Origin of the sequence: Lysinibacillus sp. NPDC097195, assembly GCF_044762075.1 — a bacterium.
Taxonomy (GTDB): Bacteria; Bacillota; Bacilli; order Bacillales_A; family Planococcaceae; genus Lysinibacillus.
The window spans coordinates 1,064,069-1,089,471 of the sequence record NZ_JBIWDP010000001.1 but is presented as its reverse complement, the minus strand read 5'-3'; the positions used below and the strand labels follow the sequence as shown (position 1 = coordinate 1,089,471).

Sequence of the window (25,403 nt, the reverse complement as noted above, 5' to 3'; positions counted from 1 at the left end):
TTTCTCACTCCTCTGCTATAAGACGAATTAATTTGTATTCGCCTTGATCATTTTTAAATATTTCATAAGTCATGATGGAATTGGCTAACGCCTCTTGTCCTGCTGAATTGGTTAGCACATATTCCGTTTTTGCGCGCACAACTATATTTTGTCCAACTTTCTCTATACGTTTTATTGTAGTATTTGAAAAATGGATTTTGGCTTGCTTAGAAGCATAATAGGCTACCATCTCATCCAACGTATGCTGCAAATCTTCTGCCCCAGTAACCGTCTTCATTACGCTTGCATCGTTAATGGCAACAGCTGCTTTTAAATGCTCATGAAAGGTGTCAATAAATAGTTTCACTTCATCTGCATTATAAGCAAAAACATTCTTACCATATTTCTTAATAGCTTGTTGTACCGCTTCTTTATCTCCTTCTTCACTGTAGGCATAGAGATTTTTTGATTGGGATAAACGATCTTTTGCTTTCATGCCGTCGGTAATCCATTCATCTAGTAATGTGTCAATATCCTGCAATGGCAATATGTATGGCTGTGCAACGCCTTGTTGCTGACGATTAAAATAAATGCCTACGATTTGACCATTCTCCGCTTCCATCACAGGACTACCTGGAGGTAAGGCTTGCTCTGCATCTATATAATAAGCTGCTACTTTGTCCGTATATTTTTTGATTGTGTGTGGTAAGCCATCGATATACACTGCTAAGTCATCTAATTTCCCATTATAAACGCTTGGTACATTGACATCAGCTTTATACTGCACTTGTAGCACAGCAATATTATAAGCTGTCGACATATAGCGGACTTCAGCTTCAACTAGTTTGTCATTACTAAATTGCACAAGTGCCGTTGGCTTTGATGCAACGAGTGCTCCATTCGTGACAATATAAAGCATCGAGGGCTCCTTTTTCACAATGATGCCAGCCCCGATTGCATTTTCCCCAACAACCTTCACTTCTGGCACAAGCTTTTCCTCCTGCTTCACTACAGACTTCTCCGTTTTCACGTCAGCATTGTCCTTGTTAAACATATCTGCCACTGTTGGATCACTACAGCCTGTTAATAAAAAGGTTGCCGCTCCAACGATTAGCATCTTATTTCGCATACATTCACCAGTACTTTCTATCTTAACTTCTTTCCTATTCTATCATAAACAAGGATAGTATTCGTTTCAAGTTTACATAATAATATTATTTGGTTAAAGAGAGATAATAAGTTTAGAAAAATCGACTTTCCTATTAAGAACGAATTTCAAATATTTCATATACCAAATAAAAAAGACATGCTACTCTCATCAGCATGCCCTGTTCATCTTATTAGCTTTTCTTTAACACAAGTGTCGTCCCAATTATAGCAATCATTAGAGCTAGAAATATTGCATAAGTGTATGCATGATTGCCGGTTATATCATAGCAATAACCAATCAACGTGGGAATTACGGCACTCATCATAAAACCACCTGACAGTACCATCGATGACCAGCTATTGGCTTCGGCATGATTACGGGCTTCATCCAATGGTAATAATAAACCGATTGGAAACAAGCCACTTAGCACAACCCCGATAACTAATACAGCAATCCACAACACTACTCCTGTGCCAACCGATAAAAGCGCAAAACCGATAACCCCTAGTATTCCTAAAGAAAGTAGCCAACGTATACGATTGGACCATTTCTCCATTAGAATAGGTACCACAATATTGCCTATCATTTGCACGATGGATAAAAAAGTGAGCATCGTGCTTGCAGCAACGAGGGACATACCTTTATCCTGAAGCATAGGCGTGAGCCATGACATCATCGAAAAAAACAGCGAAGTTTGTAAGCCAAAATAAACTAATATTGTCCAAGCTCGAGCATTTCTCCATGGATTACGTGCCACTTCCTTCGATTGTTCGGTCCTTTGTTCAACAAGTTTAACTTCCTTGTTGTCAATGACTAGCAACCACAGTAAAAGGGCCAATGCTGCAAGTAGTGCCCAACTTCCAAGGGCAATCGTCCAGTTTTGCTGAAAGCCATTATAAAAAGACACAGTTAAGGCGGCACTTAATGTTGCACCTGTTCCGATACCAAAAGAATATATGCCAACCACTGTCGTAAATCGTTTCGGGAATTTTTCCTTAATAAATGCGTTTAACATTGGCCCGATAATAGCAATGGCAAAGCCTGCTGCAAAACTCGTTGCAACGAGCAATATATAACTTGCTTTCAACGAGCGTAACCCATTCGCTACCATAATGATCGCTAATAACAATGCAATAGCAGACTTCGTACCAAGACGTTTTTGTAATGGAACGGCCATTGGTGCAAAGAGCCCCATACAAAACACTGGAATAGATGTTAATAAACTCATTTGCAAATTTGAAACATGAAGTGACTCCATTAACACGTTAAACAGTGGACCAATTGCTGTTACTGCTGGTCGCATATTAAGAGCAACGAAAAAAATACTGACAACAACGAAAACCGTCGTAGTCGTCCATCGGTTATTTTTCATCATGATTAGTACCTTTCTGCATGGTAATCTATTCTCTGTCTTTTCCAACTTTAAGGACCAAGAGTGTTGTCAGACATCTGATTTCTTATTTATTTTTACCATTTTTTCTGTTTAACGTCAATATTATGGTAATCTAATCATTATTTTGGTTAATCAAAGGCTATACATTTTTACATATTTTCAGGTGCGCTAATACCTAATAATGCTAACGATTCTTGTAAAACTATGGCCACACATTGACATAATGTTACACGACTATTTTGCATAGCATCATTTACTAAAATTTTATTGTTGGCATAATATTTGTTGAAATGGCGGGCTAATTGTAAAGCAAACTTAGCCACTAATGACGGATCCGCTTGTTCATACGCACTGGCAACCACATTTGGGAATTGGTCTAGTAATAAAATAACTTGCCATGCTTGCTCTCCTAAAGGATAAAACGTCTCATCAAATTGGACATCAGCTTTTGCTAAAATAGAGTGAATGCGTGCATACGTATATTGAATATAGGGTCCGGTCTCTCCTTCAAAATGCAGCATTTGCTCAATGGAAAAGTCGATATCATGTAAGCGGTCATTTTTTAAATCATTAAAAATCACGGCCCCTACCCCGACCTGCTTTGCAACTTCCTCTTTATTTTGTAATTGAGGATTTTTCATCTCAATATTATGTTTTGCAGTTTCGATTGCTTCAGTCAACACATCATGTAGTAAGACAATTTTCCCTTTACGCGTTGACATTTTCTTTCCATCTTTTAGAATCATCCCAAATGCTACATGACGTAAATTTTGTGCCCAGTCATAGCCCATTTTCTCTAGCACACTAAATAACTGTTGGAAATGCAGCGTTTGTTCATGTCCTACAATATAGAATATTTTTTCAGGATGATAATGCTTAATACGATATAATGCTGCTGCTAAATCACGTGTAGCATATAATGTCGCACCATCAGTTTTCTTTATAATACAAGGGGGCATATTTTCTAATTCTACAACATACGCACCATCAGAAAGTGTCAGCAAACCTTTATCTTGTAATTCATCTACAACCGTTTGCATTTTATCATTATAGAAAGCTTCCCCATCGTATGCATCAAAATGAATGCCAAGCAACTGATACAGTGCTTTAAATTCATCTAAAGATACTTCTCTAAACCAGTGCCAAAGTGCAAGCGCTTCTTCATCCTTATCTTCTAGCGCTTTAAATGCAGCACGTGCTTGCTCAATTAACGAAGTGTCTTGCTCAGCTTCTTCATGGAACTTCACGTAGATTTTCAACAATTCCTCAATCGGTGCAGCTGCGATGGTTTGCTGTTGTCCCCATAATTTATAGGCAACAATTAATTTCCCAAACTGCGTTCCCCAATCCCCTAAATGGTTAATACGAATGGCATGATAGCCATTTTTCTCGGCAAGATTAGCGAGCGCATTGCCGATGACCGTTGAGCGTAAATGCCCCATGGAAAAGGGCTTGGCAATATTAGGTGAAGAAAAATCGAACACCACATTGCCTTTGTTAGTTAAATTCGTGCCATATAAACGTTGTTCTTTCCTAATCTTTTTTAATACTTGTTGTGTGATAAGTGATTGATTGAAAAATAAATTCACATACCCTCCTACGATGGTAACTGACTGTATCATGTCACACTTCAAGTTCTTTTCAATTTCAGCTGCGATTGTTTGAGGAGATTTCCCAAGTATTTTCGCTAACTTAAAACATGGTAGTGCCAAATCACCTACATCTGCATGTTTAGGTTTTTCTAGTAATGTTGCCATTTCAGTTACTTCTACTTGTTGATTTAACGCTTTAGCTAAGCTTGTTGCAATTTCTACATTCATCTTGATTTCCTCCTTTTCAACAATAAAAAAAGCTCCCGTCTCCATAAGAGACGAGAGCATAGATTCCCGTGGTACCACTCTAGTTGCCATTATTATGACCACTTTCAATTGATAACGGGGTGACGCCCCGGTAATCCCTACTAATTGTTCGGGAAACTTCTCCAAAGTGCGTTTCATTCAAATGTTCTGCATTAGGCTCACACCGTCCCTAACTCGCTTGGCAGCACAAAATGAATTACTGTCTTTTTCTTAGAATGTAACATTTTTCAATTTTGCAATATCTTACATTATCCCATCTTCAAAGTCAACTATGCCTAAAATATTAGGCTTTAAGTCAAATTTTAATAGGAACAGGAAGTGGTAGTCATAGAAATTGCTCTATAAGATAGGCGGACTATTGACTGAAAACGTTGCTGTCATAATGTTTATAGACTATGGAACATATTTCATGATATACTAGAGCCATTGTGAAAAAAGGAGGAACTTGCATGATTCAAGTAAGTAATGTAGGTCTTCGCTATGGCGATCGTAAACTATTTGAAGACGTAAATATAAAATTCACACCGGGGAATTGCTACGGTTTAATCGGGGCAAATGGTGCAGGAAAATCAACATTCCTAAAAATTCTTTCTGGTGAGATTGAAGCACAAGAAGGAAATGTTTCTATGGGTAAGGACGAACGTTTATCTGTCCTTAAACAAAACCACTTTGAATACGACGAGCATACAGTGCTTGATACCGTTATTATGGGTAACAAACGCCTATATGACGTAAAAAATGAAAAAGATGCAATTTATGCAAAAGAAGATTTTTCTGATGAAGACGGCATGCGTGCTGCTGAATTAGAAGGTGAATTTGCAGAGCTAAACGGTTGGGAAGCTGAATCAGAAGCTGCAACACTATTAAACGGTTTAGGCATCTCAGATGACCTTCACTATATGTTAATGGGTGACCTTGAAGGTTCTGACAAAGTCAAAGTATTATTAGCACAAGCTTTATTCGGTCAACCAGATGTTCTATTACTGGATGAGCCTACCAACCACCTTGACTTAAAAGCAATTCAATGGTTAGAAGAATTTTTAATTAACTTTGAAAACACAGTCATCGTTGTATCCCATGACCGTCACTTCTTGAACAAAGTATGTACGCATATTGCGGATCTTGATTTCTCTAAAATCCAATTATATGTGGGTAACTATGATTTCTGGTATGAATCTTCTCAGTTAGCGCAAAAAATGGCGCAAGACCAAAATTCGAAAAAAGAAGAGAAAATTAAAGAATTACAAGCGTTTATTGCTCGTTTCTCTGCCAATGCATCAAAGTCAAAACAAGCAACATCACGTAAAAAAATGTTGGATAAAATTGAGCTTGATGATATTAAACCATCTAGCCGTAAATATCCATTTATCAACTTCCAAATCGGCCGTGAAATCGGTAATGATGTCTTAACTGTTGATGGTTTAACCGCGAGTCAAGATGGGCAAACATTATTTAAAGATATTCGCTTCTCAATGAATAAAGACGATAAAATCGTATTACTAGGTAGCCCTATGGCAAAAACAGCACTTCTTGATATCCTTATGGAAGAAAAAGAAGCAGATGCTGGTACATTTAAATGGGGTGTGACAACTTCTCAAAGCTACTTCGAAAATGATCATGATAAATACTTCGAAGGCTCAGAAAAATCATTAGTAGAATGGCTTCGTCAATACTCACCTGATGACGAAACAGAAAGCTTCCTTCGTGGTTTCTTAGGTCGTATGCTATTCTCTGGTGAAGAAGTAAAAAAATCCCCTTCTGTCTTATCAGGGGGAGAAAAAGTGCGTTGTATGTTGTCAAAAATGATGTTAGCAACAGCTAATGTTATTTTACTTGATGAACCAACGAACCACCTTGACCTTGAGTCAATTCAAGCACTAAATGAAGGGTTAATCCGCTTCAAAGGTGCTATGATTTTCACATCGCATGACCATCAGTTCATCCAAACGATTGCCAACCGTGTCATCGAAATTCGTGAAGATGGTTCAATTTTAGATAAACAATTAACATATGATGAGTTTTTAGAGTGGAAAGATAGCCAAGGCTTAAAATAATCCATCTTTAAACAACTCTGATTCCACTCCCCCACTCGCTTGGGGGAGTTATTTATGTTTTAGAGCAATGGAGCGTAATAAATGAAACATAATAGCTATATGCATATATGGATTGAAGCAGAAAATTGGTCTGAAGGTGAATGGGACATCGAAAATACTAACCTTGATGTCATTGTAACTTTCCCTAATCGCTCTAAATATTTGGCAAGTTTTTTCACTTATCAAAACGTCATATCTTTGACAGAGCGCTATAAAGAAACAGGTGAAAATATGGAAGGCGCCTACTTTTCGGCAAGTGACATGGTTTTAATAGATATCGCAAGTCGAGAGCGAATTTATCAACTAATTGATTACCTTATCGATAATGATACGTTTAAGTCAGTTTTTACACGTTGTCCAGATGTTGAGATTGATGAAGATGATTTATTTCCAGAGGATTTTTTTGAAAAGAAAGTCATCAAGTAGTCATTTTAATATTGAAAAACGGCAAATACTTTGCGTATTTGCCGTCTGTTACAATTATTGCATTTCTTTTGTTGGTCCTAAGACACCTGGTACAGCTAAACCTGCTTGACGTAATAACACGGTCATTTGACCACGGTGATGTGTTTGATGATCGATTAGTGCACGTAATAATGCGCCTCGCGTGATAGGTCCATTAAAACCTTTCACTTCCACCAATAAGTCTTCCTTTGAAAGCTTTGCTGCTTCCTCTTTAATACTGTTTGCTGTTTTTTCATAAGTGGCTACGATTTCAGCAGCACTTGCTGGAACTGGATCTTCTTGACGGATCATTGGCACCGTTAAACCTGCTAAATAACTAAAATAGCCTGCCGCTCCTACTAAATGCCAGCCTAACCAGCCAAGTGAATTATGACCTTCTACAATACTTTGGCTTAACGTTTCATCTGTCATTGCTTTCAGTACTTGAACAGTGCCATTTGCTGCAATTGTCCATTCATTTAAAAAATCATCTACTTGTCGATACATATAATCGTCCCCCCATTTTGTAACTCTTCATTATCATAGACAATTCCTCAATGTATCGCAAGCTTGCTGAATTAAGTTTACATAAAAATATTATTTTAATTTTACTATTCTAATAAAGTTCTATATTTTCGTTAGTTGTAACATCTCTTTCACCAAGTTTTCTCGTTCACCCCTATTTTTCTCTACTCATGTATAATGGGCTACAACATTAATAGAAAGAGGTATTGTATGTTTTCCCCATTAAAAAAAGGCGATACAATTGGTATTTACTCGCCTTCAAAACCCGCTTCCATTATTGCACGAGCTCGATATGAGCGTGGCAAAGCACGATTACAAGCACTTGGCTTAACAATAAAAGAAGGTTCACTTACGGGCAAGCATGATACGTATCGTTCTGGGACACCAAAAGAGCGCGCCCAAGAGCTGAACGAACTATTGCGTGACCCGACAGTCAAAATGATTTTACCAACTATGGGTGGCACGAATGCAAACAGTATGTTGCCTTATATAGATTATGCTGCGATTCAACAATCCCCTAAAATGATTGTAGGCTTATCAGATGTCACAGCTATTTTACTTGCCATCTATGCAAAGACTGGCATTCCAGTATTTTATGGCCCTTCTGTAGCATCCACATTTGGTGAATATCCACCTTTCGTCCATGACACGGAACAATATTTTAAAGATCTTTTTATGCAATCCGTGGCCATTCCATATGAAATGTCACTACCCCCTATGTGGACGGACGACCGCTTGAATTGGCTTGAAAAGACAGCTGAAAAAACGCAACATGACAATGCTTGGATAACCGTTCAACAGGGGCGTGCAGAAGGTCGCTTAATCGGTGGAAATATTAATACGATGTATGGCTTTATCGGTACCCCCTACTTTCCGCAAATTAAACAAGGAGATATTTTACTGTTAGAAGACACATCTAAATCCATTGCGATAGTGGAAAAAAACTTCGCCATGCTGAAACTACATGGCTTCTTCGACAAAGCCGCTGCAATCATTTTAGGCAAACATGAGCAATACGATGATTTAGGAACTGGACGAAAACCTTATGATGTTCTTTTAGAGCAATTAGATGGGCTAGCTATACCCATTTTAGCTGATGTAGATTGTTGCCATACGCATCCATTGCACGCAATGCCACTTGGTTTACGTGTCCAAGTAGATGCAACAAATCAGCGTATCATATTTTTAGAAAACTGGTTCTCTTAATATTCGTATCTAATCTTCTATTCACGTATACTTAAAGAAAATTGCTAAAGGAGCTGGTTATGAAACGAATCTGCTTCGTATTTTCTCTAGCAATCATTCTTGCTGGTTGTAGTACACCAACGCAAACCGAACAACAACAAGCAACTACGAGCCAATTAATTAGTATTCTCGCTGCCTATTTTCCACCGGATGGCTCCACTGCCTATTTTCAAGGAGAAGGTAATGAATTTGCTAGTTACACACTTCAGACAACTTACATCGATGAATCGTCAATTGCACAAATTGAAAACAATGGTGGTGTCACATTGTTAAAAGTCTATCGGATGACGAACGCTGCTATCGAACTTGTCTATATGGAGGCAGTCGATGAAACACCTACCTTACCGTCAGCACAAGAAATAGCCATGTTTCCAGTTATTGAAACGATTCTACAACTACCTTTGAAAGTTGGTAGTCGTTTTAATGGCTGGGAAATTCTTTCGACAACAGCTTCAATCACAACTGAATATAATACTTTCCACGATGTCATGGAGATTCGTAAAATAACAGACACCATCACGACGACTAAATATTTTGCCAAAGGTATGGGCCTTATCCAGATAAAAGACGAAATGGTAACAACGAATCAAACATCATTTATTATTACGTCCACACTACAAAAAATCGAATAAATTGTAGAAACAGGCGTCTTATTTGGCGCCTTTTTTCTGAAGGATGGGGGGAGCTATTATGAGCGATATACATAAGCACTCGACTGAAGAAGCATTAACAGAAGAAGAATTCATTGAACTTGTACTTGCTGAACAACAAAAAGCGCTTGCCGAGGAACGTGCACGACGTCTCAATGGTCAAAAGCCGAAAAAACAAAAACCTCTATTTAAGTGGATTATGTGGTGTATGGCATTGGTACTATTTTTTAATACGTTTGCACTTATTTTTCAAATATACTCCATACCTGCTATAGAATTTATTAAGGTTTCGAGTCGATTATCTGCTCAAGAAGATATTCAAACCTATAAAAAAGCAATTGTTGAGATATCAACCGGATCTAGTAAGGGGACAGGCTTTGCTATTTCATCTGAAGGTCTTATTGTAACAAATGCCCATGTTGTTGAGAACGCGCTATCATTATCAGTCGTCTTCCCTGAGCAAGGGCTAATGGAGGCTCAATTACTTGAAAGCTTTCCTGAGGTTGATTTAGCACTTCTACAAGTTAAAGGGACTAATCTTCCCTCGTTAAACCTTGCACATAACCCTACTTATCAAGAAGATGATGCTCTTTATTTCATAGGTAATCCACTAGCCTTTACCGGTATTGCAAATGAAGGGACATTCCTACAAGCAACCAAACTTGAAGGTTGGCAAGAGCCCGTTATGATGATGCAAGCTCCTGTCTACAAAGGCAATAGTGGTAGCCCTGTTCTAAATAGCGACGGAGAAGTAATCGGCATTATTTTTGCCACAATGAAAAAGGAACCGTATGGACGAGTAGGCTTGTTTATACCTGTATCTGTTTTACAAAAAAATATACAGCCATTCATCCATGTACCCTCACAATAAATTTGCAAACTGCTCACTTATAAGAAGTGATTGACTGTGCTTGAAGCCTTTAACGTTTATCTTACGCTTAACAATATATAAGCCCTCCACTTTCCATAGTGGTTGGGCTTGCTTTTAGTTAAACGAGGAAGCAGCTGCATTACTTAATAACGAGCGATTGCTAAACGATCATACAAGAAATCAACGCAATCGTCTCCTAACCTGAAATTAATTTTATTTATTTAAAAATTAATATTTTTAAAATCGCAATTAAAATAATTAAGTTTTATTGTTTATTTTATTAATTCCTTATTGTATAATCAATTTAAATAAAAGAAAGGAACTAAATTATGGCGTATCAAGTAATTACGAATTGTCCTGTATGTAGTAAAACTTTAAAAATTACAAAGCTTCATTGTGCTCATTGTCACACGACGATTGAAAATGAATTTGAATTATCCAAATTAGCTTCGTTATCAAAGGATCAGCTTCATTTTGTGGAAGTATTTTTAACTTGTAGAGGGAATATTAAGGAAGTTGAAAAGGAACTTGGCATATCCTATCCAACAGTTCGAGGAAAATTAACAGAAATTATTTCTGCCCTTGGCTATGTGCAAAAAAAGAAACACGAAGTAGATGAGAAAAAAATTGTTACGATGCTGGAAAATGGCGAAATTACGCCAGAAGAAGCCATAAAAATTTTAAAAGAGGAATAGGAGGAACTAAAAATGAAAGATGAAATTTCAAGAGTGTTAACGATGATTCAAGAAGGAAAAATTGATGCAGATAAAGGATCTGAACTGATTCAAGCATTAAAAGATAAAGAAGAAACAGCCAATATTTCGTTAGAAAAAACAACGCAGTATTTAGATAAGACATTAAAAATCCGCGTAGTATCAGCTGAAAATGATAATGTTACGGTGAATTTGCCAATCAAACTTGTCAAAGTCGTGTTAATGGCTGGACACAGTATTGCTGCGAGCATTCCACAATCGGAAAAATACGTGAAAGATATCGATATCAACCTCATTATTGAAGCCATTGAAAATGAACTAGATGGCCAAATTGTTGATATTAAATCTGCGAACGGTGATACCGTTTCAGTGATTATAGAATAGAGATTTGCTTATGATGCAAGTTAAAGTAAAGACAAAAGGCGTATATTTTACGATACCCGTTCCATATGTATTTTTAAATATAGCTATTTCGATTTTATGTTCAAAGTTTGTGCAACAAATGGCGAACAAATGGACAAAAGAGCACTTCGAAAGAAAAAAAATAGACTTTTCCATCCCCCGTATTGAGAAAAAAACGCTCCAACCTATTGTGAATGAACTGAAAACCTATAAGGGAATTGTACTTGTCGATGTGAAAGCACAAGACGGAACAGAAGTTAAGGTTAAACTATAATTCACAACTGCCCACTTTGATGATAAATATTATAGCTATTCAACAATCCCTACTTTATAGTTAAGTAGGGATTGTTCATTGTTTCTCACCATTCAAGTTAACATAATAAAATTATTTTGATTTATTGCGTACATATTTTGTGAAAATTGATTTTACAGGGATATTTTGCAATAACTGATTGCTCGTTTCAGTAATATTCTGTAAAACTTCGAGCAATTTCTTATCCCCTGTCCAATGTTTCTCAATCACTGTTGCACCCCATTTATTAATCATTAAATTAAGTACAAATGTGGCCAATAATAAATCGTCAAGAAAGCCTCCAAAACCAAATATTCCTTCAGGTAAAAAGTCCATTGGGAAAATGAAATAGGCAATTGTAGCACCAATTAATGATTTACTTTTCGAGTCAATCGCAGGATCTGATGCGATTTTAATTAATAAATGAAATATATCAGGTACAAATAACAAATAATCAGCGTATTTATGCTTCTTCCCTGTTTTGGAGGCAAGAAAATCAACTAATTTTTGGCGTAATTTTTGATAAAAATCTTTTTGCTCCTGCTCATTCAATTGTTGTTCGTCGTTTTCCATCGCTCTTCCTCCTTCGCTCTCTATACCTATTACCCAAAAAGCAATAAATTAACCCGCTAAGTCATTAAATATATGATCAAAAGAAATATCAATTGTAAAAAACTACTCTTATTATAATAAAACTAGCTCAAAAGCCATACAAAAAAAGCACCCTAAGAAAATAGGGTGCTTTTTTTTAACGAAAGTAATTTTAATTACTGAGAATTAAAGTTTAGTTACGTTAGCAGCTTGTGGTCCGCGGTTGCCATCTACAACTTCGAATTCCACTTTTTGACCTTCGTCAAGTGTTTTGAAACCTTCGCCTTGGATAGCTGAGAAGTGTACGAATACATCGTTTTCACCTTCAACTTCGATGAATCCAAAACCTTTTTCTGAGTTAAACCATTTTACTGTACCTTGTTTCATGTAAAAAAACCTCCAAAAAAATAAAAGTGAACAATATGTAATTTCTTCAACGTAAAAAAATTCACATATTACAAAGAGTACCGAACTAACGCGATCACTTTTTGTAATATGTGAATCCTTGTTACCGGTGAAGCAATTAAATTGTTAAGTTAAGTATACCACCATTCATAATTTTGTCAAATAAAGAAAATTGTTTTTTTAATTAATTTGAAAATTTATTTAACTCTTCCCTTCAAAAGCCATTATGCCATGATATACTTGGGCATCATCATCACAAGCCTCACAATAAAAACTTTCATCTTCTGACCAAAAAGCCCAATATCCCCCTTCTTTACTTGCTTCATGTTCATATGCTGATCGGAAATGGTTCAATTTCCGTTGTAATGCTTGTTCAAATTGTTCTTTTGTGTCAAACGTTTCTTTCGTTTGAATAAAAGCTTCCCAGCCTTCAAATTTCCACCAAGGCTCATAATCAGCTTTCATGTAAAGTATTGTATACATATTTGCCACATTCCTTGCTGTAATAAGATATTCTAATTTTAGCAAACGCTCCTGAAATGTCTATTAAAACACCCTGCTATATGCTATTATTACCTTATTATTCATTATTTTTGGAGGTATTTTTTATGTTTTCAAGTATTCGACCTAAGGCCGAGCTAGAAGAACTGTTACAGCGCGGTACTAATTTACATGCAACAGGTCGCTTCCATAAGACTTTGGCTTTTAATCACTTTACTTCACATGATGAAGAAAACTTAAAAGCCCTCTATTCCAAATTAAAAGATATTACGCCTTCTATTAACGCCATTTTTAAACATTATTTAACAGAAATTTCACCTTCCTCTCAACAAACAATAAGTGAAGAGAATATACATCAATATTTAACGCAATTTTTCTTAGCCACTCGTGATGATGCCTATGTGGATGAAACCGTAAAATTTTTTAATTTGTTTCGAAAAAACCACTACGAACCCGGTAAACTAATTGTTGTATTTAACCAATTTGCCTTTTATATTACGACCTATATTTTACATAATTTTGGTTTAAAACCACATAAAGCTTTTGACTATATGAAATCTTTTCAATCGGCGGTCAATGTAGACCAGGAATTACTTGTTGAAGTATTGACAGAACGTATTATTGAAAACGTTGTGTCGGAAATCTCTTCTCTAATGGATGCCAATGCAAAAATTATGTACATGAAAGATTTAGTATTTAGTTTAGACAAACAAAATGAAGAAATCCAATCTTCTACAGCTGCAACAGAGCAAATTGCCGCTTCCATAAACGAAGTAGCGCGCATGTCTTCTCATATTTCTGAAAAAACTACTGAATCTGTTGACCATGCCGTAAAAGGAAAAAATGCCATTGAGCATGCATTATCTGAAATTTTCAAAACGGAGCAAACTTTTGCGACAATCGTTGATTCGTTTACAGAATTACAAAAGCGTGTAAATGATATAGAACAGGTTGTAACATTGATTAATCAAATTGCCGATCAAACAAACCTACTAGCTTTAAATGCATCCATTGAAGCCGCACGTGCAGGTGAACATGGCAAAGGGTTTGCTGTTGTCGCGCAAGAAGTGCGTAAGCTAGCGGAAGGCACAGTTTCTGCTCTAAGCGAGGTGTCGTCAAATGTGCATCATCTGAAAAGTTATTCTAATGAGGTGTCGCACTCTATTGCAGAAACAACGTCCATTATTCAAGAGGCAACAATAGAAGCTAAAGAATCGTTACCACTGTTAAATGCCATAGTAACTGCGATTGAAGGCATTAATTTAGATGTGACAAATACTGCTGCTATCTCACAGGAACAAGCAGCTGCAATTGACGAAGTATCTACTAGAATGATTGAAATATCTAGCCTTCAAGAAGATATTCGCGAGTATAGTACGAATACTTCAAGCGATATTCATTTATTAGGTAAAGAGATTAATCGCTTCCGTCATGACATCATTGCAAATAATAATGTCCAGCTTTCTTCAATTGCACTCTTACAATTATCGAAAGCTGACCATATTTTATGGAAATGGCGCATTTATAATATGTTCCTTGGTTTAGAAGACGTCCAACCAAATGATGTATCTTCCCATACGGAATGCCGTTTAGGAAAATGGTATACAGCTTCTCGCACAGTGGAACGTTTTGGCCATTTACAAGATTATCGTGAATTAGATGATTACCACGTACGTGTGCACAATTCAGCCAAGCTAGCTGCGGAAGCCTTTAAAGCAGGTCAAATTGAAAAAGCAGACGCTTATTTACAAGAGGTTGATGAAGCCTCTAAACGTGTGCTATTTTATATTAACAATTTAATTACGTATTTGGAAAAAGAACGTGTGATGCAGTAAGGTGGAGGGACTATCCTCTTCTACTATTGGGAGGTTTTAGCGTGAACAAAAGAGCGCTGATAAAATTTTTCGGAGATGTCTATGGAACAGGCTATCGTTTTTTTATTAAGCAAAAAGCGATTGAACTTGGTTTAAAAGGTTATTGCAAGTTAAATGCACAAGAGCAAATCGAAGTGGAAGTAGAAGGTCAAAAAAAAGCAATCGATGAATTTCTTCTTTTTGTTCAAAAAGGTGTTAGCCCACAGGCAGATTCTAATTCATTTGCCATAGAACTATTTGACGATTTAAAAGGTTATGTACGTATGGAGTCGGACATTGTTTAGGTCTGGCTTCTTTTTTCTACGTCTTTCCCGCGCAACAAAAACTAAAATGGACGGTCAATTGGTAATGGTCCTTTTAGAAAACGAACATACTATAAAGGTACTGGTACATCATTAGACAAGTTTGGAGTATATTCATTGAGAAACGAAGCAAACAGCAGTAAAATTAATAGAAGCCGATAATTATTATTGAAACTTTATGTCGATTTAATCGTATTAGAAAGAAGACATATTGCAAAGCAAGGAGGAAGAAACTATGCTCAGTATCGGACAGTTTTTCTCTAGACATACCGCAAGCCTTTTCATTTCGCTATCAACTGTTTCTATCGCAGCCATTGCAGCAAATCCAGGATTCTTCCTTGGTGGTTTATTGTTTGCTGGAACGTATGCAACAAGTACAGCGGTGTTAAAGCATAATCAGAAAAGGAAAGTTATGCATATAGCAGGTATTACAAAGGAAGAGTTTAAACATATCGAATCCCAGCTTTTTACAGCAAACAAACATATTCAAACATTGAGTCAAAACTATTTACGTGTCCGTTCTGTCTCTGCTTTTAAACAATTACTTGAAATGACACGTATTTCAAAAAATATCGTAAAAATTGTTAAAACTGATCCGCGAAAGTTTTACAATGTGGAGCCATTTTTTTATGCACACCTTCCTTCTGCCGTTGAATTGACTGATAAATATACAATGCTGTCAAAACAGCCCGTTAAGGATAAAGAAATTCAAGTCACCCTATCTAAAACACGTGAAACATTAACGGATTTAAACGCTACATTTCAAATTGATTTAAAAGATGCGCTAGCGAATGATATCGATCATCTTCAAATGGAAATCGAATTTGCGAATCGTTCCAATATGAAAAGAAAGGAACAACTGGGATGGCGAGGCGATGATAAATGACAGCTAACAGAGATGCGATTGTTCCATTACAATCGTTACCGGGTGTTTCACCATTAGTAGAAAATTATTTACAATCATCGACTGCTGAAGCGATGGCCACATATGAGACACTTACTCCACTTGCCCAAAGTCGCGCACTTTTATATGCTAGTCAAATTGACTTAACAAATTTTGAATCGGTTTTAACATTGGGCCAAGATTCACAGTGTGCTGTCTCTCAATTTGCAGATCGAATGCTGGCGCAAGTGAAAGATAGAGATGTCACGAAAATTGGCCAAATGCTTGATTCTTTAATGCAAACATTAGATCGAGTGGACCCTGCTGCCTTAGAGCCAAAGAAACCTTCCTTCTTCAAAAAAATGTTCGGTAAAACCAGTCCTAGCGTGAAACAAACGTTAACGGAGTTCGAGCGTATTAGTATTCAAGTCGAACGAATTGGCGTGCAACTCGAACGGGCACAGTTGCAACTTATTCGAGATGTGGAATTGCTTGAGCAACTATACTCACATAATAGAGGCTTCTTCGAAGAACTTGCTACTGCCATCGCGGCAGGTCAGATGAAAAAACAGCAAGCTATTGAAATAGAATTAGCTAAAAAGCTCGATATCGCTCAATCGACTAAACAGCCATTAGCTATCCAGCAGCTCAATGATTTTGTAGCACAGCTCGAACGGCTCGATCAACGTATTTATGATTTACAAGTTTCACAGCAAGTTGCATTACAAACAGCACCCCAGATACGGATGATTCAACAGGCTAATCAAACGCTTGCTGAAAAAATTGAGTTTTCCATCGTGACACTTATTCCACTTTGGAAAAATCAATTGGCCATGATGTTGTCAATGAATATGGACCAACATTATGCTCAGCTAGAGGAACGACTAACACGTACGAATGAACGATTTACGAACCCATCTTTCGAACAACAAGTTTCCAAATTTAAAGAAACACAACATGAGCTTAAAATGGCCATACAGGATGTTTTTGCCTTACATACAGCCACAGAACAGGAAAAACAACATTTACAACACGATGTAGCTGAAATGAAAAGACCAAAAACAATGGAATAAACGACTGGGTCGCTAAAATAATCAAAGGGGTGTCTCAGCAATACTGTGAGACACCCCTTTATCATTTTTAAGCAAAATATTCTTTGTAATATCCACCGACATTACCAGTGTTATCAATGATGAAAATGAACTCTTCTGTTTCATTTTTCACTTCATATTCTTTTCCAACTGTTAATACGTTTGATACTAAATATTTTGATGCGTTCGTATGTTTGCACGTAACGGTGCGAAGTGTTGGTGCATCTTTCCATTTTAAATGTAACATAATTTCTCTACCTCTCTTTACTAGCCCAAAGCTAATGTCTATTGTTTATTTTATACGATTTTAGCTCTTTTGTGGAGAAAAAACTATAGAAGTCTATATTTTGTCCTTAATAACGAATTGTTTACCTATTTCCTATTATTAAAATCTATATTCGAGGTGTTATTATGAGTTTCGGTGGTGTACCACAATGGTTTTTTATCATCGCAGTTGCGTTCGCAATTTGCTTTATTTTATATGCAGAGTGGAATTCCAGAAAATAAATATAATGTTCTAATACTGTTGATTATCCGTTGAGGGTATTCTAAGCTCTGGCTAGGATGATCCTTGCACAAACGGAGAACAACGATAGTGAATGAATACTTGAAGACAAACGAACGCTGAATTTATTTCAGCGTTCGTTTTAAAAACTCTTTTGTCCGCTCGTGTTCTGGGTTTACTAACACCTTTGAAGGTGGCCCCTCTTCTACAATTACGCCCTTATCCATAAACACAACACGATCTGCCACTTCTTTGGCAAACTCCATTTCATGCGTAACAATTAGCATTGTATTTCCTTCATTGGCTAGCTGACGCATTACTTTTAATACTTCCCCAACCATTTCAGGATCTAGTGCGGATGTTGGTTCATCGAATAACATCACATCTGGATTCATCGATAACGCGCGGGCAATTGCAACACGTTGCTTTTGACCACCAGAAAGTTGTCGAGGCTTTGCATTGACGTATTGATCCATGCCGACAATTTTAAGATACTTCAAAGCTGTTTTCTCTGCTTCTTCTTTCGAACGTTTTAATACTTTTACTTGACCTACAGTACAATTTTTCAAGACATTATGATTATTAAACAAATTAAACTGTTGGAAAACCATACCTAAATGAGTACGATAAGCTTGAATATTATGCTTTTCGTCTAAAATATTTTCCCCTTTATAAATAATTTCTCCGCCACTTGGTATTTCAAGTAAATTGATACAACGTAGAAGTGTAGATTTTCCGGAGCCTGATGACCCGATTAAACAAACTACTTCTCCCTTGTCCACTTTAAAATTCACATCTTTTAACACTTGGTTACGTCCAAATGATTTACTTAAATGTTCAATTTGAATGACTGCCATTTGTTCGTCCCCCTAATCAATTTCTTTCAGTTCTTTTTGGTAAGCATCCGGTCCATCAAGACGTTTTTCAACATAAAGTAAAATTCTTGATGCCGTAAATGTCATAATAAAGTAAAGCACACAAGCTACAAAGAAAGATTCGAAATAGCGGAAGTTATTCCCTGCAATCGATTTTGTTTGGAAGTATAATTCCGTTACCCCTATCACGTTTAAGACAGCCGTATCTTTAATATTCATAATCAATTGGTTACCTGTAGCAGGTAAAACATTGCGTGCCACTTGTGGTAATACAACATTCATCATAATTTGTACATGTCCCATACCAATGGCTGAAGCAGCTTCGTATTGACCTTTATCGACTGACACAATCCCACCGCGTACGATCTCTGCCATATAAGCTCCCGTATTAAGCGAGACGACTAAAATCCCAGCTGTAATAAAGTGCATATCGATGCCAAAAGCAATATCTAGTCCGTAATATACTACCATTGCTTGTACAATCATTGGTGTACCACGGAAAAATTCAACATAACAAGTCAGTATAAAATTTATACATTTTAATCCATAATATTTTATACCTTTTTTACGAACTGGAATGGTATGCATAATCCCAATAAAAAATCCGATGAATGCACCAATAATTGTACTAATTATGGAAATAAGTAATGTATAATACGTACCCCGTAAAAACATTTGCCAGTTGTTTTCTATAATCGAAATGATCCAATCAAAACTCATGATGTTCCTCCTAACAACGTTTGTTGCTTGATATCAATTATGTCTTAGCGAAATCATCTCTTCATTTGAATTTTTAGCTTTGTTCAAATTATGTGACATACTTCTTAGACATGCGTTATTCACATTGATTTCCTCACTGAATTAACGAATTTTTACTATAGAGGCTGCACTCAACTCCAACCATATTTTTAACAATACTTAGATACGAAAAAATAGCATACTCGTAAATTATCAGTATACTATTCTTTCGCATTAAGACAGCTCCTCTATCTTACTGCGCTGCCGGTTGTTGTAAAATTGCTTCTTCCATAATTTTTTGACGATCATCTTCGGAAATGCCTTTTAAGATTTCATTAATTTTATCTAAACTTGCATCACCTTTACGTAAACCTACTGCAATCGATGTATTTGAAATATCTGTATCAAATCCTTCTTCAAATGATACAAATGTGAATTTATCGTTTGCTGCAGCGGCAGAAATTCCTTCTGGACGTTCTGCTACATAGCCATCAATTTTTCCAGCTTCTAGCGCTACACGCATTGCAGCGAAGTTTTCCATCGCTGTTTGCTTCTTTACACCTTTAATTTGATCAATCACATTATAGTTAGATGTATTTAACTGTGATGTTACTTTTGCATCTGAGAAATCTTGAATTGATTTAGCATTTTCAAATTTGCTACCTTTTTGAATCACCATAACAAAATCAGAAGTATAGTAGTTTTCTGTGAAATCAATTGTTTGTTTACGTTCTTCTGTTGGAGACATCCCTGCTACAATTGCATCGATTTTTTTCGACTGTAGTGCTGGCACTAAACCGTCCCATTCCAATTTAACAATGACTAATTTTTTCCCTAATCCATCAGCGATTTTTTTTGCCATTTGTACATCGTAACCGCCTGCATACTCTGCATTATCGGCAATTTTCACTGCACCATTTGCATCATCTTGCTGCGTCCAGTTAAACGGTGGATAGCCTGCCTCCATACCGATGCGGAATTCTCCACCTGTTTCTTCACTCACAGCATCGCCAGCTGTGTTGTTCTCTTTTTTGTCGCCAGCACCACAAGCCGCTAGCAAAATTGCTGTCATTGCCGTTAACATAAATAGCAACCATTTTCTTTTCATCTAAAACTCCCCTTTTCTGTAAAAAAAATAAAGCAACTGTACAAAAAAAGACCTAAGTTGTGAACTTAGGTCTTACCTTTAATTGACAGTTGCCCAAATCCTCACTATAATTTCCATGTTTCCGAGATAGCACAACCTAGTAAACTGGAATTAGATTTACTAGGACAGTCCTGCACTTATTCACTGCAGACCCAGCATAAAAGTACGAGCTCCTTTTATACTTCGGCGATATTTCCTTCTCCATTACGTCTTCGCTTGCTTATACTCAGCAATGGACTAATAAATACCGCGCCTCTACCTCACAACTACAAAAGTGAGGTTTGTTTATTTAATTGATAAATAGATATTACTATAAAGCTAGCATATTCGTCAAGATAGTTTTATCATTTTTCTGACTAATGACAACATTAGGTAAATACCTTGCCTCCATACGACTATTTCCTTGAGAATTAAAGCATTCACGGTGCTGAATGGATAGCAATAATGCATAAAATATTATGATAAAAAGCATTTATGCTAATACTTATGATTCGTATATAGTGGAATATAGTATACTTTAGTACCATTAAGTCAATTAGCTTTCACCATACATTTTTTTGGCCAGTAATCGCATCGGAAAAAACCCTGCAAAACAGTTATGCTCGCAGGGTTTGAATAGATAATTTATAGAATTAAGAATTTAATAATAAATCTTCTGGATTTTCAAGTAATTCTTTCACTGTTTTAAGGAAGCCAACAGAATCTTTACCATCAATAATACGGTGGTCGTAAGATAGTGCTAAGTACATCATAGGGCGAATTTCTACTTCACCATTCACTTCTACTGGACGTTTTTTAATTGAGTGCATACCTAAAATTGCGGCTTGTGTACCGTTCATAATAGGTGTTGACATTAATGAACCGAATACGCCACCATTTGTAATTGTGAATGAGCCACCTTGAAGATCAGCTAATCCTAATTTTTTATCGCGTGCTTTTTTCGCTAAGTCAGCAATTGAATCTTCAATTTCAGCAAAGTTTTTACGATCAGCATCACGTACAACTGGTACTACTAAACCTTCTTCAGTTGATACAGCTACACCAATATCAAAGAAGTTATTTAAGTGAATTTCATCACCAACGATTTGAGCATTTACGTAAGGATACTTTTTAAGTGCCGCAACAACAGCTTTTGTGAAGAATGACATGAAACCAAGTTTAGAGCCAGTTGACTCAAAGAACTGATCTTTTTTACGTGAACGTAATGCCATAACGTTTGTCATATCTACTTCATTGAAAGTTGTCAGCATTGCAGTTGATTGTTTTACTTCTAAAAGACGTTTAGCAATTGTTTGACGACGACGGCTCATTTTTTCTACTGTCACACGTGAATCGTCAACAGCAACGACTGCTTGTGGTGCTGGTGTTGCTTGTGCTTTTGGTGCTGCTGGTGCTGTACCGTGAGCTGCAACATCTTGTACACGTACACGTCCTTGTGGATCTACTGGAGATACCGCTGCTAAATCAATGCCTTTTTCACGAGCAAGTTTGCGCGCTGCTGGTGAAGCAATGACACGCTCGCCAGAAGTTTCTTCTACAACTGGTGCTGCTGGTGTTGGAGCTGCTACAGCTTGAGCCGCTACAGGAGCTGAAGTTGCTTCCACTGGTGCTGCCGCTGCTGGTGCTGCTGCAGCGCCTTCGCCAGCTTCTACAACTGCAATTACTTGACCTACAAGAACAGTATCGCCTTCTTCAGCTAAAATTTGTGTTAAAACGCCAGCTTCTTCAGAAATGATTTCAGCATTTACTTTATCTGTCTCAAGTTCAACGATGAATTCACCTTTTTCCACGCGGTCGCCCACTTTTTTAACCCATTGTGCAATACTACCTTCTGTAATCGATTCTGCTAATTCAGGGACTTTAATTTCAGCCACTTTCATTTCCTCCTTTGATTAACGTGCATGATGCACATAAAGGGCTACCACCTCAGGCAAGTAGCCCAGCTTCCAGTAATAATGATAGATTTATTTAACTTTTACCGTTTCAGCAACTGCTTCTTCAATTAGAGCTGTTTGCGCTGCTTTATGAGAATCCGCATCACCTTCTGAAGTTGAGCTCATTGCAGGACGACCTACATAACGAAGTTTTTTACCTTCAGATAGTTCATGTAAAGTTTCTAATGCGTAATTCCAAGTACCTTGGTTTTTAGGTTCTTCTTGTACCCAAACAACTTCTTTAACATTTGGATACTTAGCAATAATATCAGCTACTTGCGCAGTTGGGAATGGGTAAAGTTGCTCTACACGAACGATGTGTAAGTGATCGAAGCCCTCTCCATCTTTAACGCGGTCAGCTAAGTCAATCATTACTTTACCTGTACCTAATACAATACGTTCAACAGATTCTGTTTTTGTACCTAGTCCTGGTTGCTCAATTACTTCTTGGAATGAGCCATTTGCTAATTGCTCAGCATTTGCTGCAGCTAATGGATGACGAAGTAAAGATTTTGGTGATACAACTACTAATGGACGTACCCCTTCAGTTTCTAACATTGCTGCTTGACGGCGTAATAAGTGGTAGTAGTTACCTGCATTCGAGCAGTTCGCAACAAACCAGTTATTTTCAGCAGACATTTGTAAGTAACGTTCCATACGGCTTGAAGAGTGCTCAGGACCTTGACCTTCATAACCGTGTGGTAGAAGAATAACAAAACCTGATTTTTGACCCCATTTAGCACGTGCGCCTGAAATAAAGTTATCAAACATCACTTGAGCCATGTTCGCAAAGTCACCAAATTGTGCTTCCCAAACAGTTAAAACATTGCCTTTTTCTAGATTGTAACCGTATTCAAAGCCAACAACCCCTGCTTCAGTTAATGGCGAGTTGTGTACTGTAAATGAAGCGCTTGCACCAGAGATATGGTGAAGTGGTGTAAATACATTGCCATTATTTTTGTCATGTAACACTAAATGACGTTGTGAGAATGTACCACGTTGTGCATCTTGACCAGTAAATCGCACCGGTGTACCGTCTTGGATAATAGTGGCATAAGCTAATGTTTCAGCATGGCCCCAATCAATTTTTCCAGATACAAAGGCATCACGACGTTTTTCTAAAATTTTGCCTAATTTCTTTTGTGGCTCAAAGTTTTGTTCAAACACTAATAATTCTTCATTAATTGTTTCTAAACGGTCGACACCTACAGCAGTATCAATTTGTGGGAAATTGATTTTTAATTCTTCAGGCATTTCTAAGTGTTTGTGTTCATCTTTATCAGCCATCTCTTTAACATGGTCGTAAGCAGCTTGCATTTCTGCATATATAGCTGAATCAAGTGCTGAAACTTGATCTGCAGTAACTAAGCCTTCAGCTACTAATTGAGCGCCATATAATGTACGAATCGTATCATGTTTCGCCACAAGTTTGTAAGTTTCTGGATTCGTTACAGTTGGGTCATCTGTTTCATTATGACCATGTCGACGGTAACCAATTAAGTCAACAATAATATCTTTACCGAATTTTTGACGGTAGTTCGCTGCAAAACGACCTACTTGACTAACAGCTTCAGGGCAATCTGCATTGACATGAACAACTGGAACTTCGTAGCCTTTTGCTGGATCAGAAGAATAAACAGATGAACGTGAGTCTTGTAGCTCCGTTGTGAAGCCAATCATATTATTGGCAATAATATGAATTGTCCCACCAGTAGAGAAACCTTCAGTTTTGGCATAGTTTAACACTTCTGTTACAATTCCTTGTCCTGGGAAGGCCGCATCACCATGCACAAGAATACCTAAACCTTTTGCTGGGTTATGCACAGCTTGCCCTGGTTTTGAAGTATCATCTTGTGTTGCACGAGTCGTACCTAAAACAACTGGATTACCTACTTCTAAGTGAGAAGGGTTATAAGCTAGTTTGACATTCATGCCTGATTCTCGCGTATATGAAGCACCCATATGGTATTTCACATCGCCAGTCCAGCCTTTTGTAATTTCAAGACGACCATGTTCTGGCATAAATAAGTCGTTTGATACATGTGCAAAGTCAGAGAACATCATGTCATATGGTTTGTTTAAAATATGAGTTAGTACATTTAGACGGCCACGGTGCGCCATACCAATACGTACATTTTCTACATTTTTTGCTTCTACAGTTTTTAAAATTTCATCAAAAAGGACGATTTGAGTATCTAAACCTTCACCTGAGAAACGCTTTTGACCAACAAATGTTTTATGAATGAATTTTTCAAAATTTTCAACACGTGTTAAACGATCTAATAACGCTTTTTTCTCATCTGAAGTTAGCGCTTGTTTTAAAGAACCAGATTCAATTTGTGCTTGAATCCATTCGCGTTCTTCAGTTGCTACAACATGCCCGTATTCAAAAGCTACTTTATCTGTATATACAGATTTTAAATAGTCAATTGCATCCTTACCATTTTTCACGCCCGCTGGCACATCTTTGAAGAAGATTGCAGCAGGTATTTCTGCTAAATCCGCAGGACTTAAGTTGAATGCACTTTCTTCAATTTGAGCAGTTTGAAGTGCACGATTTTTTAAAGGATAGATATCTGCTGCTAAATGACCTTGATTACGAATTGTATCAGCTAATTTAACAGCGGCCAAAATCTTTTTAAAATCGCCAGCAGGAGCTGCTGAACCACTTACTACAGCTATATCACCTTCTACTTCTACTGGTGCACCAAATTGTTGGAATAATGATACTAACTCCGGTTCTACTTCTTCAGGAGACTGTAAGAATAAGTCGTATTGCTCCATCACATATCCTAAGTTAGGACCAGAGAAAGCTGACCATGGAGAACTTACAGTTGTAACGTTGTTCGACATGAAAAATGACCTCCAAATTTTGCCTTTCGGCAGGTTCCATTAATTAAATTACAATTAATTATATAATATTATCCCGTTCATTAAAAGG

25 protein-coding genes, 1 riboswitch and 1 other annotated feature are annotated in these 25,403 nt (G+C 37.1%); of the genes, 12 read left to right on the top strand and 13 right to left on the bottom strand.

Annotated features, from left to right (window positions below):
• Positions 1–4 precede the first annotated feature (4 nt).
• The 3 genes from ACIQXI_RS05630 to argS all read right to left on the bottom strand — a co-directional run bounded on the left by ACIQXI_RS05630 (position 5) and on the right by argS (position 4,342).
• Positions 5–1,108, bottom strand: a complete 1,104-nt coding sequence (locus ACIQXI_RS05630) for a TcaA NTF2-like domain-containing protein (protein ID WP_402922418.1) — start codon at positions 1,106–1,108, stop codon at positions 5–7.
• A 211-nt stretch (positions 1,109–1,319) separates the two neighbouring features.
• Positions 1,320–2,504, bottom strand: coding sequence for an MFS transporter (locus tag ACIQXI_RS05625; protein WP_402922416.1), 1,185 nt, complete (start codon positions 2,502–2,504; stop codon positions 1,320–1,322).
• Between the two features lie 167 nt (positions 2,505–2,671).
• Positions 2,672–4,342 (bottom strand): arginine--tRNA ligase, encoded by a 1,671-nt coding sequence (argS, locus tag ACIQXI_RS05620; protein ID WP_402922414.1) that lies wholly within the window; start codon positions 4,340–4,342, stop codon positions 2,672–2,674.
• A gap of 43 nt (positions 4,343–4,385) precedes the next feature.
• Positions 4,386–4,602 (bottom strand) — a binding site (T-box leader).
• 228 nt (positions 4,603–4,830) lie between these two features.
• On the opposite strand from argS, the gene ACIQXI_RS05615 reads away from it, so the two are divergent.
• Both ACIQXI_RS05615 and ACIQXI_RS05610 read left to right on the top strand, forming a co-directional pair.
• A complete protein-coding gene (locus ACIQXI_RS05615; protein WP_402922412.1) occupies positions 4,831–6,435 on the top strand; it encodes an ABC-F family ATP-binding cassette domain-containing protein in 1,605 nt (534 codons plus the stop codon).
• Positions 6,436–6,516: 81 nt separating this feature from the next.
• Positions 6,517–6,900 carry a hypothetical protein gene (locus ACIQXI_RS05610; protein WP_402922410.1) on the top strand — a complete coding sequence of 128 codons (384 nt, stop codon included), beginning with the start codon at positions 6,517–6,519 and terminating at the stop codon, positions 6,898–6,900.
• Between the two features lie 54 nt (positions 6,901–6,954).
• Here the strand turns inward: ACIQXI_RS05610 and ACIQXI_RS05605 are convergent, their stop codons facing one another.
• Entirely contained in the window at positions 6,955–7,425 is a 471-nt protein-coding gene (locus ACIQXI_RS05605) for a DinB family protein (RefSeq protein WP_402922408.1), read from the bottom strand.
• A gap of 228 nt (positions 7,426–7,653) precedes the next feature.
• Between ACIQXI_RS05605 and ACIQXI_RS05600 the strand changes: the two genes are divergently transcribed.
• From ACIQXI_RS05600 to ACIQXI_RS05575, 6 genes are all read left to right on the top strand, one after another.
• Positions 7,654–8,649, top strand: coding sequence for a S66 family peptidase (locus ACIQXI_RS05600; protein ID WP_402922406.1), 996 nt, complete (start codon positions 7,654–7,656; stop codon positions 8,647–8,649).
• 59 nt (positions 8,650–8,708) lie between these two features.
• A complete protein-coding gene (locus ACIQXI_RS05595) occupies positions 8,709–9,320 on the top strand; it encodes a hypothetical protein (protein WP_402922404.1) in 612 nt (203 codons plus the stop codon).
• A 58-nt stretch (positions 9,321–9,378) separates the two neighbouring features.
• Entirely contained in the window at positions 9,379–10,209 is an 831-nt protein-coding gene (locus ACIQXI_RS05590) for a S1C family serine protease (protein WP_402922403.1), read from the top strand.
• A 329-nt stretch (positions 10,210–10,538) separates the two neighbouring features.
• Positions 10,539–10,904 carry a DUF2089 domain-containing protein gene (locus ACIQXI_RS05585; RefSeq protein ID WP_402922401.1) on the top strand — a complete coding sequence of 122 codons (366 nt, stop codon included), beginning with the start codon at positions 10,539–10,541 and terminating at the stop codon, positions 10,902–10,904.
• Between the two features lie 12 nt (positions 10,905–10,916).
• Positions 10,917–11,306, top strand: coding sequence for an SHOCT-like domain-containing protein (locus ACIQXI_RS05580; RefSeq protein WP_402922399.1), 390 nt, complete (start codon positions 10,917–10,919; stop codon positions 11,304–11,306).
• Between the two features lie 10 nt (positions 11,307–11,316).
• Positions 11,317–11,598, top strand: a complete 282-nt coding sequence (locus ACIQXI_RS05575) for a hypothetical protein (RefSeq protein ID WP_402922397.1) — start codon at positions 11,317–11,319, stop codon at positions 11,596–11,598.
• Between the two features lie 111 nt (positions 11,599–11,709).
• Here ACIQXI_RS05575 and ACIQXI_RS05570 read toward each other — a convergent pair whose 3' ends face one another.
• From ACIQXI_RS05570 to ACIQXI_RS05560, 3 genes are all read right to left on the bottom strand, one after another.
• Positions 11,710–12,189 (bottom strand): YkvA family protein, encoded by a 480-nt coding sequence (locus ACIQXI_RS05570; protein WP_402922395.1) that lies wholly within the window; start codon positions 12,187–12,189, stop codon positions 11,710–11,712.
• Positions 12,190–12,393: 204 nt separating this feature from the next.
• On the bottom strand, positions 12,394–12,594 hold the full coding sequence (locus ACIQXI_RS05565) for a cold-shock protein (RefSeq protein ID WP_004230088.1): 201 nt from the start codon (positions 12,592–12,594) through the stop codon (positions 12,394–12,396).
• Between the two features lie 219 nt (positions 12,595–12,813).
• Positions 12,814–13,095 carry a DUF1033 family protein gene (locus tag ACIQXI_RS05560; protein ID WP_402922393.1) on the bottom strand — a complete coding sequence of 94 codons (282 nt, stop codon included), beginning with the start codon at positions 13,093–13,095 and terminating at the stop codon, positions 12,814–12,816.
• 125 nt (positions 13,096–13,220) lie between these two features.
• On the opposite strand from ACIQXI_RS05560, the gene ACIQXI_RS05555 reads away from it, so the two are divergent.
• From ACIQXI_RS05555 to ACIQXI_RS05540, 4 genes are all read left to right on the top strand, one after another.
• The gene (locus ACIQXI_RS05555) at positions 13,221–14,948 is read left to right on the top strand and encodes a methyl-accepting chemotaxis protein (RefSeq protein WP_402922391.1); all 1,728 of its coding nucleotides are present in this window, start codon (positions 13,221–13,223) and stop codon (positions 14,946–14,948) included.
• Between the two features lie 41 nt (positions 14,949–14,989).
• The gene (locus tag ACIQXI_RS05550; RefSeq protein ID WP_402922390.1) at positions 14,990–15,271 is read left to right on the top strand and encodes an acylphosphatase; all 282 of its coding nucleotides are present in this window, start codon (positions 14,990–14,992) and stop codon (positions 15,269–15,271) included.
• Positions 15,272–15,524: 253 nt separating this feature from the next.
• The gene (locus ACIQXI_RS05545) at positions 15,525–16,175 is read left to right on the top strand and encodes a 5-bromo-4-chloroindolyl phosphate hydrolysis family protein (RefSeq protein ID WP_402922389.1); all 651 of its coding nucleotides are present in this window, start codon (positions 15,525–15,527) and stop codon (positions 16,173–16,175) included.
• On the top strand, positions 16,172–17,245 hold the full coding sequence (locus tag ACIQXI_RS05540) for a toxic anion resistance protein (protein WP_402922387.1): 1,074 nt from the start codon (positions 16,172–16,174) through the stop codon (positions 17,243–17,245). The genes ACIQXI_RS05545 and ACIQXI_RS05540 overlap by 4 nt, the downstream gene beginning before the upstream one ends.
• Positions 17,246–17,312: 67 nt before the next feature.
• On the opposite strand, the gene ACIQXI_RS05535 is transcribed toward ACIQXI_RS05540, so the two are convergent.
• The 6 genes from ACIQXI_RS05535 to ACIQXI_RS05510 all read right to left on the bottom strand — a co-directional run bounded on the left by ACIQXI_RS05535 (position 17,313) and on the right by ACIQXI_RS05510 (position 25,315).
• The gene (locus ACIQXI_RS05535) at positions 17,313–17,510 is read right to left on the bottom strand and encodes a DUF6501 family protein (RefSeq protein WP_054611904.1); all 198 of its coding nucleotides are present in this window, start codon (positions 17,508–17,510) and stop codon (positions 17,313–17,315) included.
• 383 nt (positions 17,511–17,893) lie between these two features.
• The gene (locus ACIQXI_RS05530; protein WP_402922385.1) at positions 17,894–18,625 is read right to left on the bottom strand and encodes an amino acid ABC transporter ATP-binding protein; all 732 of its coding nucleotides are present in this window, start codon (positions 18,623–18,625) and stop codon (positions 17,894–17,896) included.
• Between the two features lie 12 nt (positions 18,626–18,637).
• Positions 18,638–19,363 carry an amino acid ABC transporter permease gene (locus tag ACIQXI_RS05525; protein ID WP_402922383.1) on the bottom strand — a complete coding sequence of 242 codons (726 nt, stop codon included), beginning with the start codon at positions 19,361–19,363 and terminating at the stop codon, positions 18,638–18,640.
• Positions 19,364–19,634: 271 nt separating this feature from the next.
• Positions 19,635–20,489: a transporter substrate-binding domain-containing protein gene (locus tag ACIQXI_RS05520; RefSeq protein ID WP_402922381.1), complete on the bottom strand. Its 855-nt coding sequence runs from the start codon at positions 20,487–20,489 to the stop codon at positions 19,635–19,637.
• A 119-nt stretch (positions 20,490–20,608) separates the two neighbouring features.
• Positions 20,609–20,794: riboswitch (Lysine riboswitch) on the bottom strand.
• A 366-nt stretch (positions 20,795–21,160) separates the two neighbouring features.
• Positions 21,161–22,402, bottom strand: coding sequence for a 2-oxoglutarate dehydrogenase complex dihydrolipoyllysine-residue succinyltransferase (odhB, locus tag ACIQXI_RS05515; protein WP_402922379.1), 1,242 nt, complete (start codon positions 22,400–22,402; stop codon positions 21,161–21,163).
• Positions 22,403–22,492: 90 nt separating this feature from the next.
• A complete protein-coding gene (locus tag ACIQXI_RS05510) occupies positions 22,493–25,315 on the bottom strand; it encodes a 2-oxoglutarate dehydrogenase E1 component (RefSeq protein ID WP_402922377.1) in 2,823 nt (940 codons plus the stop codon).
• Positions 25,316–25,403: the final 88 nt, after the last annotated feature.

Bases quoted from the DNA above. Each gene is read 5' to 3' on its own strand.
- ACIQXI_RS05630 (WP_402922418.1), bottom strand. From the start codon at position 1,108: ATGCGAAATAAGATGCTAATCGTTGGAGCGGCAACCTTTTTATTAACA.
- ACIQXI_RS05625 (WP_402922416.1), bottom strand. From the start codon at position 2,504: ATGATGAAAAATAACCGATGGACGACTACGACGGTTTTCGTTGTTGTC.
- argS (WP_402922414.1), bottom strand. From the start codon at position 4,342: ATGAATGTAGAAATTGCAACAAGCTTAGCTAAAGCGTTAAATCAACAA.
- ACIQXI_RS05615 (WP_402922412.1), top strand. From the start codon at position 4,831: ATGATTCAAGTAAGTAATGTAGGTCTTCGCTATGGCGATCGTAAACTA.
- ACIQXI_RS05610 (WP_402922410.1), top strand. From the start codon at position 6,517: ATGAAACATAATAGCTATATGCATATATGGATTGAAGCAGAAAATTGG.
- ACIQXI_RS05605 (WP_402922408.1), bottom strand. From the start codon at position 7,425: ATGTATCGACAAGTAGATGATTTTTTAAATGAATGGACAATTGCAGCA.
- ACIQXI_RS05600 (WP_402922406.1), top strand. From the start codon at position 7,654: ATGTTTTCCCCATTAAAAAAAGGCGATACAATTGGTATTTACTCGCCT.
- ACIQXI_RS05595 (WP_402922404.1), top strand. From the start codon at position 8,709: ATGAAACGAATCTGCTTCGTATTTTCTCTAGCAATCATTCTTGCTGGT.
- ACIQXI_RS05590 (WP_402922403.1), top strand. From the start codon at position 9,379: ATGAGCGATATACATAAGCACTCGACTGAAGAAGCATTAACAGAAGAA.
- ACIQXI_RS05585 (WP_402922401.1), top strand. From the start codon at position 10,539: ATGGCGTATCAAGTAATTACGAATTGTCCTGTATGTAGTAAAACTTTA.
- ACIQXI_RS05580 (WP_402922399.1), top strand. From the start codon at position 10,917: ATGAAAGATGAAATTTCAAGAGTGTTAACGATGATTCAAGAAGGAAAA.
- ACIQXI_RS05575 (WP_402922397.1), top strand. From the start codon at position 11,317: ATGATGCAAGTTAAAGTAAAGACAAAAGGCGTATATTTTACGATACCC.
- ACIQXI_RS05570 (WP_402922395.1), bottom strand. From the start codon at position 12,189: ATGGAAAACGACGAACAACAATTGAATGAGCAGGAGCAAAAAGATTTT.
- ACIQXI_RS05565 (WP_004230088.1), bottom strand. From the start codon at position 12,594: ATGAAACAAGGTACAGTAAAATGGTTTAACTCAGAAAAAGGTTTTGGA.
- ACIQXI_RS05560 (WP_402922393.1), bottom strand. From the start codon at position 13,095: ATGTATACAATACTTTACATGAAAGCTGATTATGAGCCTTGGTGGAAA.
- ACIQXI_RS05555 (WP_402922391.1), top strand. From the start codon at position 13,221: ATGTTTTCAAGTATTCGACCTAAGGCCGAGCTAGAAGAACTGTTACAG.
- ACIQXI_RS05545 (WP_402922389.1), top strand. From the start codon at position 15,525: ATGCTCAGTATCGGACAGTTTTTCTCTAGACATACCGCAAGCCTTTTC.
- ACIQXI_RS05540 (WP_402922387.1), top strand. From the start codon at position 16,172: ATGACAGCTAACAGAGATGCGATTGTTCCATTACAATCGTTACCGGGT.
- ACIQXI_RS05535 (WP_054611904.1), bottom strand. From the start codon at position 17,510: ATGTTACATTTAAAATGGAAAGATGCACCAACACTTCGCACCGTTACG.
- ACIQXI_RS05530 (WP_402922385.1), bottom strand. From the start codon at position 18,625: ATGGCAGTCATTCAAATTGAACATTTAAGTAAATCATTTGGACGTAAC.
- ACIQXI_RS05525 (WP_402922383.1), bottom strand. From the start codon at position 19,363: ATGAGTTTTGATTGGATCATTTCGATTATAGAAAACAACTGGCAAATG.
- ACIQXI_RS05520 (WP_402922381.1), bottom strand. From the start codon at position 20,489: ATGAAAAGAAAATGGTTGCTATTTATGTTAACGGCAATGACAGCAATT.
- ACIQXI_RS05510 (WP_402922377.1), bottom strand. From the start codon at position 25,315: ATGTCGAACAACGTTACAACTGTAAGTTCTCCATGGTCAGCTTTCTCT.